This window comes from Fulvivirga sp. (assembly GCF_040218215.1).
Lineage (GTDB): Bacteria > Bacteroidota > Bacteroidia > Cytophagales > Cyclobacteriaceae > Fulvivirga.
In genome coordinates this window covers 691589-708455 of sequence record NZ_JAVJQL010000028.1, presented here as the reverse complement: position 1 = coordinate 708455, position 16867 = coordinate 691589, and the positions used below count along the sequence as shown (strand labels likewise).

16 protein-coding genes are annotated in these 16867 nt (G+C 38.9%); 3 read left to right on the top strand and 13 right to left on the bottom strand.

The features are described from left to right. Positions 1 to 152: 152 nt before the first annotated feature. Positions 153 to 506, top strand: a complete 354-nt coding sequence (locus RIB54_RS21415) for a YraN family protein (protein WP_350102938.1) — start codon at positions 153 to 155, stop codon at positions 504 to 506. A gap of 242 nt (positions 507 to 748) precedes the next feature. On the opposite strand, the gene RIB54_RS21410 is transcribed toward RIB54_RS21415, so the two are convergent. After that, positions 749 to 1294 (bottom strand): REP-associated tyrosine transposase, encoded by a 546-nt coding sequence (locus RIB54_RS21410; RefSeq protein ID WP_350102937.1) that lies wholly within the window; start codon positions 1292 to 1294, stop codon positions 749 to 751. Between the two features lie 658 nt (positions 1295 to 1952). After that, positions 1953 to 2768 carry a toxin-antitoxin system YwqK family antitoxin gene (locus tag RIB54_RS21405; RefSeq protein ID WP_350102936.1) on the bottom strand — a complete coding sequence of 272 codons (816 nt, stop codon included), beginning with the start codon at positions 2766 to 2768 and terminating at the stop codon, positions 1953 to 1955. A 337-nt stretch (positions 2769 to 3105) separates the two neighbouring features. On the opposite strand from RIB54_RS21405, the gene RIB54_RS21400 reads away from it, so the two are divergent. After that, complete coding sequence (locus RIB54_RS21400) at positions 3106 to 3966, top strand: DUF4097 family beta strand repeat-containing protein (RefSeq protein WP_350067318.1); 861 nt, start codon at positions 3106 to 3108, stop codon at positions 3964 to 3966. Positions 3967 to 4051: 85 nt separating this feature from the next. Here RIB54_RS21400 and RIB54_RS21395 read toward each other — a convergent pair whose 3' ends face one another. The 6 genes from RIB54_RS21395 to RIB54_RS21370 form a co-directional block, all read right to left on the bottom strand. Beyond that, complete coding sequence (locus tag RIB54_RS21395; protein ID WP_350102935.1) at positions 4052 to 7081, bottom strand: WD40/YVTN/BNR-like repeat-containing protein; 3030 nt, start codon at positions 7079 to 7081, stop codon at positions 4052 to 4054. Positions 7082 to 7546: 465 nt separating this feature from the next. Beyond that, a complete protein-coding gene (locus tag RIB54_RS21390) occupies positions 7547 to 8518 on the bottom strand; it encodes a Gfo/Idh/MocA family protein (RefSeq protein ID WP_350102933.1) in 972 nt (323 codons plus the stop codon). 84 nt (positions 8519 to 8602) lie between these two features. Then, positions 8603 to 9097 carry a hypothetical protein gene (locus RIB54_RS21385; RefSeq protein WP_350102931.1) on the bottom strand — a complete coding sequence of 165 codons (495 nt, stop codon included), beginning with the start codon at positions 9095 to 9097 and terminating at the stop codon, positions 8603 to 8605. A gap of 217 nt (positions 9098 to 9314) precedes the next feature. Next, positions 9315 to 9719 carry a hypothetical protein gene (locus RIB54_RS21380; RefSeq protein ID WP_350102930.1) on the bottom strand — a complete coding sequence of 135 codons (405 nt, stop codon included), beginning with the start codon at positions 9717 to 9719 and terminating at the stop codon, positions 9315 to 9317. Beyond that, positions 9716 to 10213, bottom strand: coding sequence for a hypothetical protein (locus tag RIB54_RS21375; RefSeq protein WP_350102928.1), 498 nt, complete (start codon positions 10211 to 10213; stop codon positions 9716 to 9718). Before RIB54_RS21375 ends, RIB54_RS21380 begins: the two co-directional genes overlap by 4 nt. Positions 10214 to 10267: 54 nt before the next feature. Further along, complete coding sequence (locus RIB54_RS21370; protein ID WP_350065735.1) at positions 10268 to 10870, bottom strand: LemA family protein; 603 nt, start codon at positions 10868 to 10870, stop codon at positions 10268 to 10270. Between the two features lie 75 nt (positions 10871 to 10945). Here RIB54_RS21370 and RIB54_RS21365 point away from each other — a divergent pair, with 75 nt between their 5' ends. Continuing rightward, positions 10946 to 11488 (top strand): hypothetical protein, encoded by a 543-nt coding sequence (locus tag RIB54_RS21365; protein ID WP_350102927.1) that lies wholly within the window; start codon positions 10946 to 10948, stop codon positions 11486 to 11488. Between the two features lie 282 nt (positions 11489 to 11770). On the opposite strand, the gene RIB54_RS21360 is transcribed toward RIB54_RS21365, so the two are convergent. The 5 genes from RIB54_RS21360 to prfA form a co-directional block, all read right to left on the bottom strand. Then, entirely contained in the window at positions 11771 to 12304 is a 534-nt protein-coding gene (locus RIB54_RS21360) for a ferritin (RefSeq protein ID WP_350065732.1), read from the bottom strand. A 101-nt stretch (positions 12305 to 12405) separates the two neighbouring features. Then, positions 12406 to 12756, bottom strand: a complete 351-nt coding sequence (locus tag RIB54_RS21355) for a hypothetical protein (RefSeq protein ID WP_350102925.1) — start codon at positions 12754 to 12756, stop codon at positions 12406 to 12408. 264 nt (positions 12757 to 13020) lie between these two features. Beyond that, the gene (locus RIB54_RS21350; protein WP_350102924.1) at positions 13021 to 14307 is read right to left on the bottom strand and encodes a DASH family cryptochrome; all 1287 of its coding nucleotides are present in this window, start codon (positions 14305 to 14307) and stop codon (positions 13021 to 13023) included. Between the two features lie 38 nt (positions 14308 to 14345). After that, positions 14346 to 15761 (bottom strand): beta-helix domain-containing protein, encoded by a 1416-nt coding sequence (locus tag RIB54_RS21345; RefSeq protein ID WP_350102922.1) that lies wholly within the window; start codon positions 15759 to 15761, stop codon positions 14346 to 14348. 29 nt (positions 15762 to 15790) lie between these two features. Further along, entirely contained in the window at positions 15791 to 16864 is a 1074-nt protein-coding gene (gene prfA / locus RIB54_RS21340) for a peptide chain release factor 1 (protein WP_350065724.1), read from the bottom strand. Positions 16865 to 16867 lie beyond the last annotated feature (3 nt).

Here is a 16867-nt window from a genome sequence, read left to right as displayed (position 1 = left end):
AATAATGTCTTAAATTTATATAGACAATAAATCTCAGGAATCTATTTTCCAGATATTGAGATTACGGATAAATTTCTTCTTTTAATTTAGTTTAAGAAGAAATTTTCTGCAATGACACCGCATTATAACAAGCTTCAAAGGTAGATAATTCTATGAACACAAAAGCTAAAATTGGTTTTGAGGGTGAGAAGGCCGCAGCCGACTATTTGGTAAGCAAAGGCTTTAAAATACTCTGCCGCAACTTCAGGCACAGACGCTCAGAGATAGACATTATCTGTACCAACGAACAGCTTTTGGTGTTTGTAGAGGTAAAAACCAAAAGTTATACGGCCTTTGGAGAACCTGAAGTTGCCGTAGATGATAAAAAAGCAGCCAAAATTATGGAAGGGGCAGAGCACTACATTCAGGAAACAGACTGGAAAGGAGATGTGCGGTTTGATGTTATCGCCCTGGTAAAATCTAAAGGTGAGTTTACGATTGAGCATTTTGAGGATGCTTTTTATTAGAAAAATATCTAATTGCACTCGTTAAAAACGAGCGCTAGCTCACAACCTATATTAAAAAAACTCCATAAATAGGCCAACTAAAGATAGAATTCCAAAGATAATTACTCCATATATTGACAGTCTATTTTTAGCAAGAAAAGCATCATCAATTGGTTTCCCTTCATTCATATCTTTTTCATATTCTTCATATACCTTGTTTAAATGCAACACCTTAGCTGGCGCTCGTTTTTAACGAGTGCTTATCATACCAAAAGTTCAATATTCAACAAACCTTTAACCCCAGTATAGTCTCTAGCCGAACTATAAAGATAGTGTTCAGGTTCTTCAACAATTTCGTTTTCCACAGGATTATGATGAATGTAATCTAATTTTTGATCTAGAAATTGATTGGTAACTATTTCCTTAGGTTGATTACCATCTTGCCAGACTTTGTAATTGGTTATTCTAGTCAATGGTTCTCCCGATTTTTTAAATGCACGTAAAAGCCATTCCTTCCTGCTTTCATTGATCAAATCCATTTCTTTAATTATCCTTTTTGATGTGTGTTTTTTAAAGTCTCTAATTATGCTAGCTAAATCACCATTCTTAGCACTAATGATCATATGAAGATGACTGGACATTAAACACCAAGCGTGAATGGTTAAACCTTTTTCCTTCTGACAATATTTCAAAGATTCCACTATTATATGTTTGAATTCATTTCTAGAAAACAAGTCAATCCAATAAACAATGGTTGAGGTAACAAAATAAAGGCCTTCCGGATTGTGAAACTTATACTTTTCAGACATCCAATAAAGATATGGCTTGATGTTGAAATAAGGAAAAGATTAAATGTACTCGTTAATTGGTGAGCACTGGCATTAGTTATAGTTGAGCTAAGAGTAGCTGAAAGCACTCGTTGCAAACGAGCGCTAGCCGAGATGCTTTTTATTAGTAGACTATTTACTTTTAGCACTGGCTAGCACGGTACTAATATGATATTTTTTCAACTTTTATATTCAAAATCTCCAAATGATTGACAATACTGATTAGCATGTGTTTTGGAAAAGTCAATTTAATGCGTCTTTGCTCTCCAACATAAATTTTTATAAAGGGATCCGCCCAAGAATTGTTTATTGGCTTAAATTGAACTAACTCAATTTCATTGACATTTATGATTTTTGTATTTCTAATAAAACTAACTGGATACTCTATTAAAATTTGTTCTCGGTTAATTTTGATTTTTTTATATTCAAATTGAAAAAATATACTGTATAAGAGTATTGACAAAATCCCTAGAACTATTAAGTCTAGTAAAATGATTTCTTCGGATATGAAGTAAATTAAACCCATAAATAATATTAGGGGCAGAACATAGCGTAATACCAAACGCAGTACTGGGTATTCCATTTCTAATATCATGCCTTAGCTAGTGCTTGTTTGACAGACTTCAACAATATGAATCGACTACCGCTTCTCATAAACCAGCTTGCCCTTTTCATTCCATTCTTTCCAGATAAAGGGTCTAAATTCATCATCAAAAGCGTCTTTTGAATAGCGGATGATTTTCTTTCTACGCCCTGAAGGATAATACTCCACCCAGTCGCCAACGCGGTTGTCCCAGTTGTATTCCCCCGCTACACCTACGCGGCCATCTTCAAAAAAGTAATAGTAGTTGCCTTCCCTTTCACCATACTCAATAGGAATAATCTCCCTCATATGATCATGCTCACGGTCATAATAAGTAACTTGTGATTCTCTTGGCCAGCCTTTGTAGTACTTTTCTTTGTCTACCAGCAGGTCATTTTTATCATACTCCATCCAGCGCCCATGTTTCATACCTTTAAAAAATATGCCTTCTTTTAACACCTGATCACCCTGCATTTTTTTATATGTGCCATGCAGTATTGCCCCATACTTTTGATCTACCTTGCCACCAACTCTAATTTCCTGCCTTCTGTAGTCATACCAGTAGATGTCACGCACGTAGGTGTCAAGTTCAATGGGTTCTTTCAATACAAAAAACAGCTCGTAGGTCATTCTTTCTCCAAAACCCTCTCTGGTAAATCTCTTTTTGGTCTTTAACCCATAAAAAACCTTGCGCTTGCGTTTCTTCTTTTTTACCTCTACATCTTCCAAATAATCCTCCCTTTCATCAAGGTCGATTGTTACCGGTGAACTTATGGAAAAACGCTCATCCGTGCTATTTGGGTCAACATCTTCTTGTGCCAATAGGATATTCGGCAAAAGAGCTAAAATCGATATGTAAATTAATTTTTTCACCTGCTTTGTAATCAACGTAAAGTAGCGCTTTTTTATTTTTTCAGTCAAACAGTAAAAGCATTCTATATATTTAGAATGATCTAGGTTGGATTTATAAAATAACCGTCATGCCGGAAAATAAAGGTTTAATTTTTTTTTAAACCTTTATTTATCCGGTATCTCTTTGCGACTTAAGGCCAATCACGGATAATTTTATTCTTTAAAAAACGAAATGAATAAAATTTCCGAGATGACGATTGTTGGTAATTATTAATCAATCTCAGGCAATTGTCATATTCCAACGCAACCTTTTGCCACAATGTGTGGTCTAACTATCAGACTCAATCAACAAACTATCATGAAAAATAATTTACTGCTAATTGCTGCTTTATTCTCAAGCACTCTTCTATTCGCCCAGGATGGGGAATTTAACCTCGATGAATCTTATGCTATGAACTTGTCAGGAACTATCGTTCTGAAAACAAGCGATGCCGATATAACCATAAGTGGTTCTGACCGAACTGACGTACGCGTCAAGGTGATGCGAAAAATAACCACAAAAGGCTGGACAATGGGCACACAAGAGTTTGCCGTTGAAGTGGAAGAGCGAGGTGGAAACCTTGAAATTATCGAGCGCTCATCAGGGAGCCATATTTCCTTTGTTGGCTATATGAGCGAGACCTACAAAATAGATATTGAAGCACCCAGAGGCGTGAACCTTGATTTGGATGGAGATGATGACGACTATTTCATCAGCAATATAGATGGATCAATAGTGCTTGACCTTGATGATGGCGATGCAGATTTTAAAAACTGCAATGGCCGAGATTTCTCATTTGATTTGGATGATGGAGATATAAGAATGGACAAGGCGGCAGGAAGATTATCAGTAAGAATGGATGATGGTGATTTAGAAATTGATAATGCGGCATTCTCAAGGATAGACGCCACAGTGAATGATGGTGACATTAAACTGGCCACAACACTTGATGATGATGGTGACTATTATATCCGTGGTGATGACGCGGGGATTTATATCGTGACCCTAGGTGGTGGTGGCAGATTTGACATTCGCCATGATGATAGCAGGGTATCTTCTTCCAATGATTTCGAGATTATCAGGGAAAAAGAGGAAGAGACTGTGCTGGAGTTGGCAGGTGGAAATGCTAAATTCAGTATTCGTGCTGACGACTCAAGCATCAGGTTTACGAAGGAGTAAATCCTTCTTACCACATTTTAAAACTCTGTGTCTCTACGGTAAATTAAACCACAGAGGTCGCAGAGAAGCACAGAGTTTTTTATGTTTACTTGATCTCAGCCTTTGCTTTAAACGCTTCAAACTGCTTGGTTAATTTCTCCAATTGATCGTAGGCATCTTTCCCCATCATCTGGTCAGCACCTGTTGTCATGTAGTACAAATATTCTATCTGATCGATGATCATAGGCTGTGGATAAGTGATGTCCTTCTCACGAATTTCTTCTAAATAACCTTCTAGCTGAGCCTTCCTGGTTTTATCAGTTTCTTCCAGTTTCTCCTTGGCATTGATTTTCTTTAGCTCCTTATTGATTTTATCTTCCAGCATTCGAGCTTCTGACATTAAGGCAATTACTTTATTGCTAAACTCATATTGGGCCTGAATATCAGCTACAGAAGTATTGGCCTCTTTCAATCTAGGATCTGGAAGTAGTTCAAATGCCTGCTCCAGCACTTTATCACCAACATAAAGTTTGGCAGTGAATTTACCTGGTACTACCAATGGGCCATTTTTATATTTTCTATTATCTCTGAAATCCCATGGGCCTGTAGCAGACATGTCCCACTTAAATCTGTTAATACCTTTTTGATTATTGAGCGACTTATCCACAATATAAGTTGTGCTATTAAGTGCCATGTTCTCTTCCTTAATAGGTGCCATCTTAGTGCCGGTTGTATCACTGTAATAGGTATTCACAACCTTACCTTCGGCATCAATAAATTCTAATTTTAATGCGCCCTTTGTCTTTTCTGGCAAGTAATAATCTACATAAACTCCAGGTTTGGAGAACTGAGGCGTCTCCTCTTCATCAAACCCCATATAGGTTTCTCTATTTCTAATGCTTTCTTTTGGAATGAAAAGAGCAGCCTCACTACCCGTTCCATTGTAGTTAATGAGGGCATTAATATTGTCACCAACCCAGAAGCCTCTACCCATAGTTGACATTACAATGTCTCCCTGGTGTAGCTTGATGTCTGTGATAGGAGTGATAGGCAAATTTTGCTGAAAAGATTGCCACTTCTTACCATCATCAAAAGAAACAAATAAGCCATCATCAGTTCCTGCAAATAGTAAACCTTCTCTATCAGGGTGCTCACGGATTACCCTTGTTGGAGTATCAGCATCCATGCCGTTAGTGCCATCTGTTAGCAGGGTCCAGCTTTTACCATAATCTGTAGTTTTATAGATATATGGTTTTCTATCCCCAAGCTGATATCTCAAAACAGCAACATAAGCTTTGGCAGGGTTGTGCGGTGAAGGCTCAACGGCATCAACTCTTCCTCCTGATGGCATTTTTGGCGTAACATTTTTCCAGTTGGCGCCATCGTCTGTAGTTACATAGACCGGCCCATCATTAGCACCCGTCCAGATCACTCCTTTTTTAGCTGATGATTCCCTGATAGCATAAATGGTGCTGTAATACTCTTCACCTGTTATGTCTCTTGTAATTGGGCTACCAGATATAACCTGCTTGTCCTTTTCAAAAGCTGTTAAATCCGGTGAAATAGTTTCCCACGTTTTGCCATCATCCTTTGTTCTGTGCACATATTGTGACGTGTGATACACAACATCAGGATTATGTGGAGAAACATGAACTGGAGATACTCTTTGAAACCTATAAGTTAAATCCTTTGGATCATGACCATATAAATTGGCAGCACCAACATAGTAGGCCTTTTCTGTTCCGGTAATCTTGTTGAAAACACCAAAACGGCCTTTGCAATTGGTATAAACAATATTATGATTGCCTGGCTTTGGTACGGCAGGTCCGGTTTCGCATCCACCAGTGTTCATTATCCAACCTACATCAGAAGCCTGAATAGATCCTGGAGGATTACTAGGAACGGCAACAGTGGTATAATTATCCTGCATGCCGCCATATAACCAGTAAGGATATTGATCATCAACCTCCACCTGATAAATTTCAGATGTTGGCTGGTTGTATTGTGTTGACCAGCTTTTGCCGCCATTATGCGTGACGTTAGCTCCGCCATCATTACTTTGAATAAATAAATCCGAATTGTCTGGGTTGATCCACATGTCATGGTTATCGCCATGAGGTACTGACTTTCGCTTCCAGTTTTTACCTCCATCATCAGAAGTATAATAACCAGTGGCCATTACATAAAGCTTATCAGGATTAGTCGGATCAACCTCAATATTAGTATAATAAAATGGGCGTGTACGCAAACCACCTTCGTTAGACATTAGCTTAAATGACGCTCCCTGATCCTCAGATTTATAAACTCCACCCAAATCATCAGGAGCCTCTACAAGGGCATATAATATTTTTGAATCAACATCAGGTACCGCCAAATCTATTTTACCAATCAGCCCGGTAGGTAAACCTTTAGTAAGTTTCTTCCAGTTTTTACCACCATCCATAGACTTATAAATTCCGCCTTCTTCTTGAGAACCTCCACTAATAATTGTCCAAGGTGTTCTTTGGGCTTTCCATGCTGTAGCATAAACAATCTCAGGATTGCCTGGTAAAAGCACAATGTCCCTTACACCCACTTTATCAGAAACATAAAATACCTTGCTCCATGTTTCGCCACCATCTGTAGTTTTATAAACTCCTCTTTCTGGATTAGGGGTAAATGGATTACCAATGGCAGCTACATAAACTATGTTATGGTTATCAGGGTGTATTTCAACGGCACCGATTTGGCCAACCTTTTCAAGCCCAATATGTTGCCACGTTTTACCGGCATCTATTGACTTATACATTCCCTTACCTTCAATCACATTGCTTCTTAGCCCATCGGTACCTGTACCTACATAGACGATGTTAGGATCCTTTTGATCAACGGAAATAGATCCGATAGAAGGAGTATCAAAAAAGCCATCGGAAACATTTTCCCAAGTAGTACCATAGTCTACTGATTTCCAAACACCACCACCAGTAGCACCTAAATAAAATGTGCCGAGTTCTACTCTTGTTCCAGCAACAGCCGTAACACGGCCTCCACGAAGTGGCCCGAGGTTTCTAAACTTAAATGCAGAGAAGTCCTGCGCGACAAGCAGGAGTGGGAAAAATAATAGACAAACTAAAAGAGGTCTGATGGATTGATTCATGATGATTAAATTGATTTCAATCTAATTTAGTTGAAATATTTACCTTTTGATAATCAACCATCTTAAGTAACCGTGAATTTTATATAAATGGTTATCTTAAAAAGTATAATCGGCAAAACGAAAAGTACATATTTTGGATATCACAAAGGTATCAATAAGATTGCGTCTGAATTAATATACTATCTACGGAGAGAAATGAGTGGTATAATCAACAACTAAACGGTGATTAAGAAATCTGGTTATGTCCAATTTTCATGTATACTTCAGCCTCTACAGACAAAATGAAAAGTACATTTTTCAGAATGTGTCTTTTTGTTTCTAATCTGTTTCTGAAAGCTCCTGAAGTGGTTTTTGATGTAAAAATAAAATGTTGTCTGTATCGGATAATTAACCTTGAACTGTATAAAATGTACTTTTCGTTTTGCCGATTATAATAGGTTGAAAATCTAACCCTCCAGAACCAGTTTAATACTCTAGCCCAATTTCTTTCTTAACGCGGTCAATGATTTTAATTAAATCAAGACTTAGCTTAAAGGGTAGTTTTGGGCTCTGTGTTAGACCTTGGCGCAGGCAATTATTCACTTCTTCTATCTCATGAAAATATCCATTGCCTTTGTACCCAATATCAAAGACCTCATCTGTTCCATTTTGAGTCAGCGTGATTTTATTAGAGTGGTGAAACCTACTATGAAGTTTAATGGTTCCTTCGCTACCATAAATGCAGGCCTCAGTTGGCGTTTTGGCCTCTATGGTTGATTCTAAAATGGCTTTAGAATCATTACTGTAATTGAAGAGCATGGAACAGTAGCTATCGACTTCTGTCTCCGTCATGCGAGCCATAGCTTTTATGTCTGTGGGGATTCCTAAAACTAGAAGACTTAAGTAAATAGGGTAAATTCCAATATCCAACAAAGAACCTCCGCCTAATTTCTTATTTAGGAGTCTACTTTCAAGGTTTCCATCTCCTTTGAAGCCAAAGTCTGCATGAACGAATAACACATCACCTATAGCATTCTGCTCAAGTAGCGCGAGCATTTTTTCTGTTGCAGGTATAAAACGTGTCCAAATGGCTTCCATTAAAAACACTTTCTGTTTGGCTGCTTCTTGAAGCATCTCTTCCACCTGATCAGAATTTATTCCCATCGGCTTTTCACACAATACGGCCTTACCTTTTTTAAGGCACATCATGGTATTTTCGTAATGAAAGACATGTGGGGTAGCAATATAGATCACATCAATTTCCGGGTCTTCCGCTAATTGCTCATAAGAACTATAACAGTTAGTGGCACCGTACTTTTCACCAAAGGCTTTTGCTTTATCAAGGTCTCTAGAGGCCACACCATATAAAACTGAGTCTTTTGAAATAACTAAATCAGCTGCGAATTTATGGGCGATTTTTCCTGGGCCGATGATTCCCCATTTAATTTTCTTTGTCATGGATTGTTGATGTTCATAATAACCTTAAAACTCATCAGAGTCCCTTTTAGGTGACTCTGATGGGCGGGTGATTTTTTTCTCTTGTTAGTTTAGGCTTTCGCAGACTTTCTGTTGTTCATTCTTCAATGCCTGAAAGTTTACTGTGTCAGTTGAATCCGCTCGAGGGTCAAAATCCAAGTAAATTGTTTGGAGAGAAATAATTAGCGCATTATTTCCACAAGTTCCATATGTTGTTGTAGTTCCCCTACCTCCAATGTTCTTTCCAGATTTGTCTTTGAGATCAAAGTTGATATCCTCCAACAGGAAACCCGGAGAAGACGTTCGAATTACAAAGGTACTATCAGCCTCAATATGTTTTTTCCATCGGAAATTTGAATGAATTTCAGGTTCGCCCTCTACATTGGTTAGTATGCTCACTCTTTCTGGTGTTCCATCAAGATGAATAACCACGCTTCTTGTTAAATATAGAGTTAAGAGGATGAAAAAAGCATAAATTCCTGACCCAACAATAGTTTTGCTTTTTCTGGATTTTCGCCTGGTTAAGAAGTTAGCAAAACCAAATGATGCAGATACAATCATGAGTCGGACTGAACCTCCCCAAGTTGGAATAAAAAGCAGTATGCTCAAGAATAAAAATACCCATGCACTACTATTAAGAAGGTTCGTGAATCTCAAAGTGTTTATGCTTGCTAACGCCAAGCTAAAATCCGTAGGCTTGGCTTTTAATTTCTATAAAAGTATCTGATTCAAATGCTCTTTGCAAGTAGCTCATAAGACTATGGATTTTTAGCGCCTGTTATGTGCCTGTATTCCTAAGTACCTTGTTGCGAAATTCAATCCAGTTCTTGAGGCTCTTGATAGCGTTGTTCGTATCAAAGAATTCTGGAGTAGATCCGTCCGTTGCTCGAAGGTTCAGACGTTTCAAAATATTACCAATACATGGGATTGCAAGCTCATTTCCTCTTACATGCATTGCGAACGAGTTCAAAAGTTCATCATCTCCCATGTTGAATTCAATTGAAAATTGATCATTTTCAAGAATTCCCCAGGATTCATCTTTAAAGTTCACTGTTGGTTCAACCTCCTTGATCCGTTCGATAATTTTAGTTCGAGTGCCAATAGGTTGTGGTTGGAAATCGTCAGGTATCTCATCAAGTGTTTTTACGTCACCCCAATTTTGTACAAATAAGTCCCAGCTCATAATTTTGTGTCTTGGTTCTCCTCTAGATATTGGTCGAAAGTATGGTACACTTGAAGTTCACCGTTGGAGTTCACTGTCAGGTATTTGTTAGGCAGTTCAAGAAGCTTCGCAAGAATTAGGTTAGAATATTTTTCAGGGGCTGACTTCTTGATTAGTTCGATTACATCAGACTTGTTCAGAAGTTCAAAGTGACACTCCCCATCATCATGAGTTTTTAATGAACCATAATCCTTAAAATCCACTTCAAATGTTAAAAACCAAACTTCATTTGAGTTCAGGAAGTCCAAAAGTTCACCAGATGTTCTAAAAGTTGGAAATTCAGTTTCAGTTGCCCAACTCAAGTTTTTGTAATCGGATGTTCCCAGTGAGATGTTCACAATCTCTAAATCCCTTAGAAGTATAGACATCCCTTGTTCGGATGAATACACGCCTAAGTACAGCAAGAATTTACTGTTCCGTTCCTCAAGGAGATATGTACCTGGATTTGAACTCATGGCATATAACAACAAAAAAGCAGGCATGCCTGCTTTTTCGCTAATGTTTTTTCTTTAGAATTTCACCTCAGGCACTTTTTCAGCCCCTTCGTCCGCTTCGAAATATCCTTTGCGTTCTACACCAGCCATAGGGGCAATCATAGAGGCGGGTATTTTACGGATTTTGGCATTTAGTGTCTGTACAGCATCATTAAACCTTTTACGCTCTACGGCAATTCGGTTTTCTGTACCTTCCAATTGTGATTGTAACTCCAGGAAATTCTGATTGGCTTTAAGGTCAGGGTAGCGCTCAATGGTTACCAATAGCCTGGACAAGGCCGAACCCAAACCATCTTGTGCAGATTGAAACTGACTAATAGCAGCCGGACTCAAATTTGAAGGGTCAATATTTATAGAAGTAGCTTTTGATCGGGCTTCAATAACTCCTGTTAGTGTTTCTTGCTCAAAGTCGGCATAGCCTTTCACCGTGTTAACGAGATTGGGAATGAGGTCAGATCTTCTTTGATAAACATTCTCAACCTGCGCCCATTTTCCGGCAACATCCTCATCCATTTCTTGTAAGGTATTGTAAACACCCACAAACCACATGACTAGCATTCCAATAATGACTACAAATGCTCCAAAAACGATTAATAAGATTTTAGCTGTCTTTCCCATAGGTTTTTAATTTGAATCTAAATTAAGCTATTTACACAATTGAAACCAACAATGTGATTCATTGTTAATAACCACATGAAGCGAATTGCATTTCTTTTGTTATTGACTATTTCGGCTTGTAAAATAGATGATGACAAAACCATTGATCGAGCTGATCTCACTTTCAAAATTGGAACCGATACGCAGCTTTTTTTTAAAAATGTACGGCAGTCCTATTATGATTTGGAAGAGAACAAGGCTGCCAAATTTAATGTGTTCAGGTTTTCTGATAGAAGTAAAAATGCAAAAGAGCGGGTTTTAAACGTGGCCATTGTGGTCAATTACCTGCAAGATGAGGCTTATTTGTTAGTAGAACCCAGTGAGGCTATAGGTAGTGAAAACATTGAATTAAGAGTGCAGCATCCGAATAATGGTGATGTTAAGGAAATAAATCTCAATGAGATGAACCGGGAGGCCATGCTTAATTTTTGCACAGATGCCTATGAGCTGCTGGTGCAGGGCTATCAATTTGAGATAAAAGCAGGTGAAGAATGGAAGCCTATTTTCGATACCCATCAGGCTAAAGAGGCTTTTAGAATTACTGTTTCTGATTATTACAGGTTGACGAGGGTTTTTTGATAGATACAGCGAAAAAATCGGAAAACGATGAAGCATAGTTGGATCAAGATAGGTGCCTTTTAATTCACTAAGACTTTCATTTAAAAAGCAATCAATAAAAGCAGCCTTCAGAAATTCAAATACTTCATGAGAAAGAGCAAACAAAAAATAGTAACGTCACCTCGAATCCGCCAGTTGGCAGAGAGAGGTCTCCCACAGTAATAGTGGGATTTCTCCCTCGTACCTCAGTCGAAATGACGATTTAATAAATACACTGGAACAAGTCCGGGGAGATTTTATTTATTAAGCTCCAGCACCATCATATTTTACATTAAGGATACGATCTTCAATCATGCCTAATGCCAGCTTGTCTTCACCAAGCACGTCAAATAACTCAAGGCATCTTCTTGACACATATTCTTCTTCAATTTGCTCCTGCACAAACCATCTCAAAAATTCTTCTGTAGCCAAATCACCGACCTTTCTGCAAACACGAACCATATCATGAATAGAATCAGTAACTGCAATTTCCATTTCCAATGACTTTTCGAAAACCGTTCTCAGTTTATCAAACTCATGCTGAGAGTCACCTACTGCCGGAGAGATAGCTTCACACTCCATATCTACCAAATAATGAAAGAATTTCAGCTGATGCTCCCTTTCCTGATTAGATTGATTAAAGAAAAATTCGGCACAGTTGTCATAGCCATTTACATCGCACCATGCAGCCATGGCCAGGTAAGCAGCCGATGATTGGGCCTCCATTTTTATTTGTTTGTTGATCACATCAACAATCTCATCTTTCAGTACGGAATGTCTCCTTAATATATCTTTCATGTCGGAAATTTCTTTATGGTACAACCGCAAATGAACAACAAAAGTTGAACCCTTGCCGAATTTAAAAGCAATTTAAATTTAGTCTAAAGAAATGAAGCGATTTACAAAGGTCTTCTTACCAGCTCTTTGTGGATCATGCTGTTAAGCTCAAGCATGGTAAATGCTCCGGCAAATAGCTCCTTTAACTGAAGTACATCGTGAATATTGAGAGCAAATAGTCTGTCACAATGCGGCATGTAAACTATCTCTATATCAGCAGTATCATCAGCAAACATTTGAGCCAAGTCAATTTTCTGGATTTTTCTTTTGAATGCAATCAACTGGCAAACCCTAAATTCCACAACTTCTGAATTAAAGCGTAAGGTATATATCTCTGAAGTATCACACTGATGTAGTGAAGCTCTATTGGTTTCGTAAACCAATTCCAATTGATTGTTATCCAGCGTCATCATAACCTCGGACATTTTTTACAGTGCCTACCCTTCTTCTTATACTTTTTACAGCATTTTTTCAATACACAGTCGAAGCTGTCCATAGGTGTGTTCTTTTCAAAAATGTTGAAAGATTCACTATCCGTCTGCTCTGTATAAAATTCGTTAATCATTATTTAGACTAAATCCAGATAGCAAACATACGGAGTTTAGAAATTATGAGCAATAACTTTCTACAGATAAAATTTAAGAAGTGCTTGTATTGGCCTTAAACGGAGATATTTTTTAGTTCCAAAGTGCTACATACTCGCCTTTAGGGTCATGTTGCAGTCTTTGGCTTTCAATATTGAATTCGCGGCCATTTCTTGGATCATTGCCCACACCCGCTATATACGCCCAGTTGAGCCAGTTGCTACAAGGGTCATAATCTATCAGTGAGTGCTCAAACCATGCGGCACCCCATGTCCAGTTGACTTTAAGTTGATGAATAAGGTAACTCGCTACAATCTGACGCCCACGATTGGACATGAACCCGCTCATTCGCAATTCATTCATATTAGCATTGATGAACTCATCTTCCGTTTTGCCGTTTTTCCATAATTCGAAAATATCCAGGTCATTTTTAAGGCTCAGATCTAATGAAGAGATTCCATTTTCAAGAAAGATTTTCTGGCCGTGTTTTTTGGCCATAAACTTGAAAAAATCACGCCAGAGCAACTCGAAAATGAGCCAGTAAGTGGAGTCATTATTTTCACGAACCTTTTCATATTTTTTTACCTCGTAGTAGATGGTTTTAGGTGAAATAGCACCTACTGCCAGCCAGGGCGAAAGCTTTGAAGAGTAGTCGGCTCCTACAAGACCATTTCTTGTCTCTTTGTAGCTTTTCAGCAAATCCTTTTTCCAAAAATAGTTATCCAGGCGCTTGTTGGCTGCTGCTTCTCCGCCTTCAAAATCCAAGACTGCCCGCTTGTCGTTAACCACTTCTTTAAGTTCCAATTGACTCAAGGTTGGCAGCTCTCCTAATTCAATATTGGTGACTACTGGCAATTTGGTTGGCTTTTGGAAAAGCGCTCTTACCTTAACTGTATTCTCAGCTTCCTTTCTGAATTGTGTAAAAACATCTGGCACTTGCTTAATTGGCCATGGTACATCTTCTTGATGAAAAAGTGTTTGCTGCCAAATGAGTTTCAATGCAATGCCATTCTTAAAAAGTGTGGCCTCCAATGCAGCTTCTATAATTATTTCGTCATAGGTCACTTCCTTGCTCGCATAAACCTTTACTGCATTTATCTCATTTGCTATTTCAGGAATGAGGATTTCAGGTTTGCCTATTCTTATGACCAGATTTGAACCGATTTTTTGCAAATCAGTTATTAACTGGACCAATGTCTCAATTAGAAATTTGGTTTTAAATGAGCCTGCCTTGGTAAAACCTAAATTAGTTACACCGTAATGCCTTGGATCGAAAACATAAACTGGAACGATATCAAAATTGGCCGCTGCCTCAACGAGTGTTTCATTGTCAAGCAATCTAAGATCGTTCCTAAACCACACAATAGCCTTTGATTTCATACTGATAAAACCATCAGCGTCTTAAATGGTTTCAGGGCTTAATTTTCTTTTCTTTCAAATGCGCCTATATCGGGTTTATCATCACGATTGGTGCCCTCAAGGTCAATTAATATTCCTAAGTCAATGGCCGTATCTTTGGCTGGTGAGAGCGTATCCAGTTGAAAGTTGAATTCGCCTGGATCAAAGAATTTAGGGTCTTCATTGAGGAGGTTATCCACATCAGCGAAGGCATTATTCTGGCTTTTTAGGATGTTATTGGTAAACAGTATTTCTGTGCTGGTTTCCCCGGAATTACTAATTAAAAGTTCGTCTCTAAGGCTTCCCCAAACAATGCTATTGGTCATGGAGAAGTTAAGGTCACCTAACAAAACTGAATTATCGCCCAGCAAGAGGTTGTCAGACAACACAAGTACAGGGTCTCTGCGGAAAAAGTTGAATGAGAAGTTGGCGAATGTACAGTGCTCATAGGTATAATTACCACCAGCAAGATTACCTACTGCATTTAACTGACAGTTATTGATCAAAACATTGGCTGCATACAGGTCTGAAGAGATGGCCAACAAACCAAAACCTGGCTGCACCAGACTATCAATACTCGGGATCAGCTCATTACCACCCATGTTCTCAATGCGCGTGTTGGTAAGGCGTAAATCTGGTTCATCGTCATCATCCGGTGTGCCTAAATAGATGCCCACATTGGCATTTCTTATATCTGCGAAGTCAATTTGATTGCTGTTGCTGCCTACTAAAAATATGAGCCCACCCCACTGCCCGGGAGCATCAGCAAACTGTTCATCAAAGCGGTCATTTGTAAATGTTACTCGGTTTTCTGCCGTGCCATTGGCTAAAATGGTTCCTTGTATAAATATGAAAGAACCATTGTGGGAGTAAATGCGTGTGCCTTCTTCAACAGTCAATGTGCAGCCTTCTTCTATCAAAACTGAGTTGTAAAGCACATAAGGCCTTTCTGCTGTCCAGGTGGTGTTACAAACCAATACCGAATCCCTTAAGAAATTGGCATCCTGCCCCCATGAAACCAGCTCAACGGACTGCAGGTTGCCATTGGTATTGAAATTTACCTGATCAGAAACTACAAAGGGCAAATCCTGATCTTGAGGGTCAATGGTCACTTCTGCTAACACTAACAGGCTGTCTTTACCCAAAAGGCGCACATTCTCAACTTCAGGGCCTGCTATGCCATTGACAAAAATGGAATATGAAGAACCACTACCTGAGCCAAGTGAAACGCTGCTGATATTTACTGCATTTTCAGCATCATTATACACCCTGAACCTTTTGGTAACACTACCAATGGTGCTGAATAAAGTATCAAAATATATGGTGTCAGCAGAAAATCTAAGGCTGGCGGTCGAGTCAAAAGTAAATTTCTCTTCTTCTGGCGTACACGAGAAAAAGAGACAATACAATACTGGAATAACTAATAACCGCTTCAAGATTTTATGTTAACGATGCAAACCATGGATTATTCCATTGCCCCATCTTCCATTTTTGCAGCACTTTCTGCTATTCTTAGCTGGCTGATAAATTCATCTATTTCACCATCCATAACAGCAGGCAAATTGTGCTGGCTATAGTTGATACGGTGGTCAGTTACCCTACTCTGTGGGTAGTTGTAGGTCCTGATTTTGTCAGAACGGTCACCGCTACCTACCATAGATTTTCTTTGAGCACCAACTGCTTCGTTATGTTTGGCCAATTCTATTTCATAAAGTCTTGAGCGCAGCACTTTAAGTGCTTTTTCAAAGTTTTTGATCTGAGACTTCTGATCCTGACAAGATACTACCAGACCGCTAGGTGCGTGTGTTAATCGTACCGCGGAATAGGTGGTGTTTACAGATTGTCCACCGGGTCCAGATGAGCAGAAGGTATCCTTTCGCACATCATTCATATCAATTTCCACATCTACCTCGTCCATTTCGGGTAAAACCGCTACCGTGGCCGCTGATGTATGAACCCTGCCCTGTGTTTCTGTCTGTGGTACACGCTGAACACGGTGAACCCCGGATTCAAATTTTAGAGTACCATAAGCCTCATGGCCTGTTACCGTACTTACAATTTCCTTATACCCACCGCTTGTACCTTCAGTAAGATCCAATACTGTAAGTTTCAATCCTCTCTTCTCACAAAATCTTTGGTACATTCTGAAAAGGTCGCCAGCAAAAATAGCCGCCTCATCGCCCCCAGTACCCGCTCTAATTTCCAAGATTGCCTCCTTATCATCATTAGGGTCTTTAGGGATCATCATTTCTTTAAGCACCGCTTCCATGCGCTCCTTTTCAGGTTCCAGCTCATCAAGTTCCATCTTGGCCATCTCACGGAACTCTTCGTCTTTCTCCGTTTTCAATACATCTTTGGCACTTTTTATATTAGAAAGAATATCGCTGTAAGTATTGTATTGTGTAACGATTTTCTCAAGGTCTTTATATTCTTTATTGAGCTGCGAATACTTTTTCATATCAGACATGGCGTCCGGCTGTACTATAAGCTGCCCCACCTCTTCAAATCTTTGTTTAAGCTCTTCTAATTTAGCGATCATAAG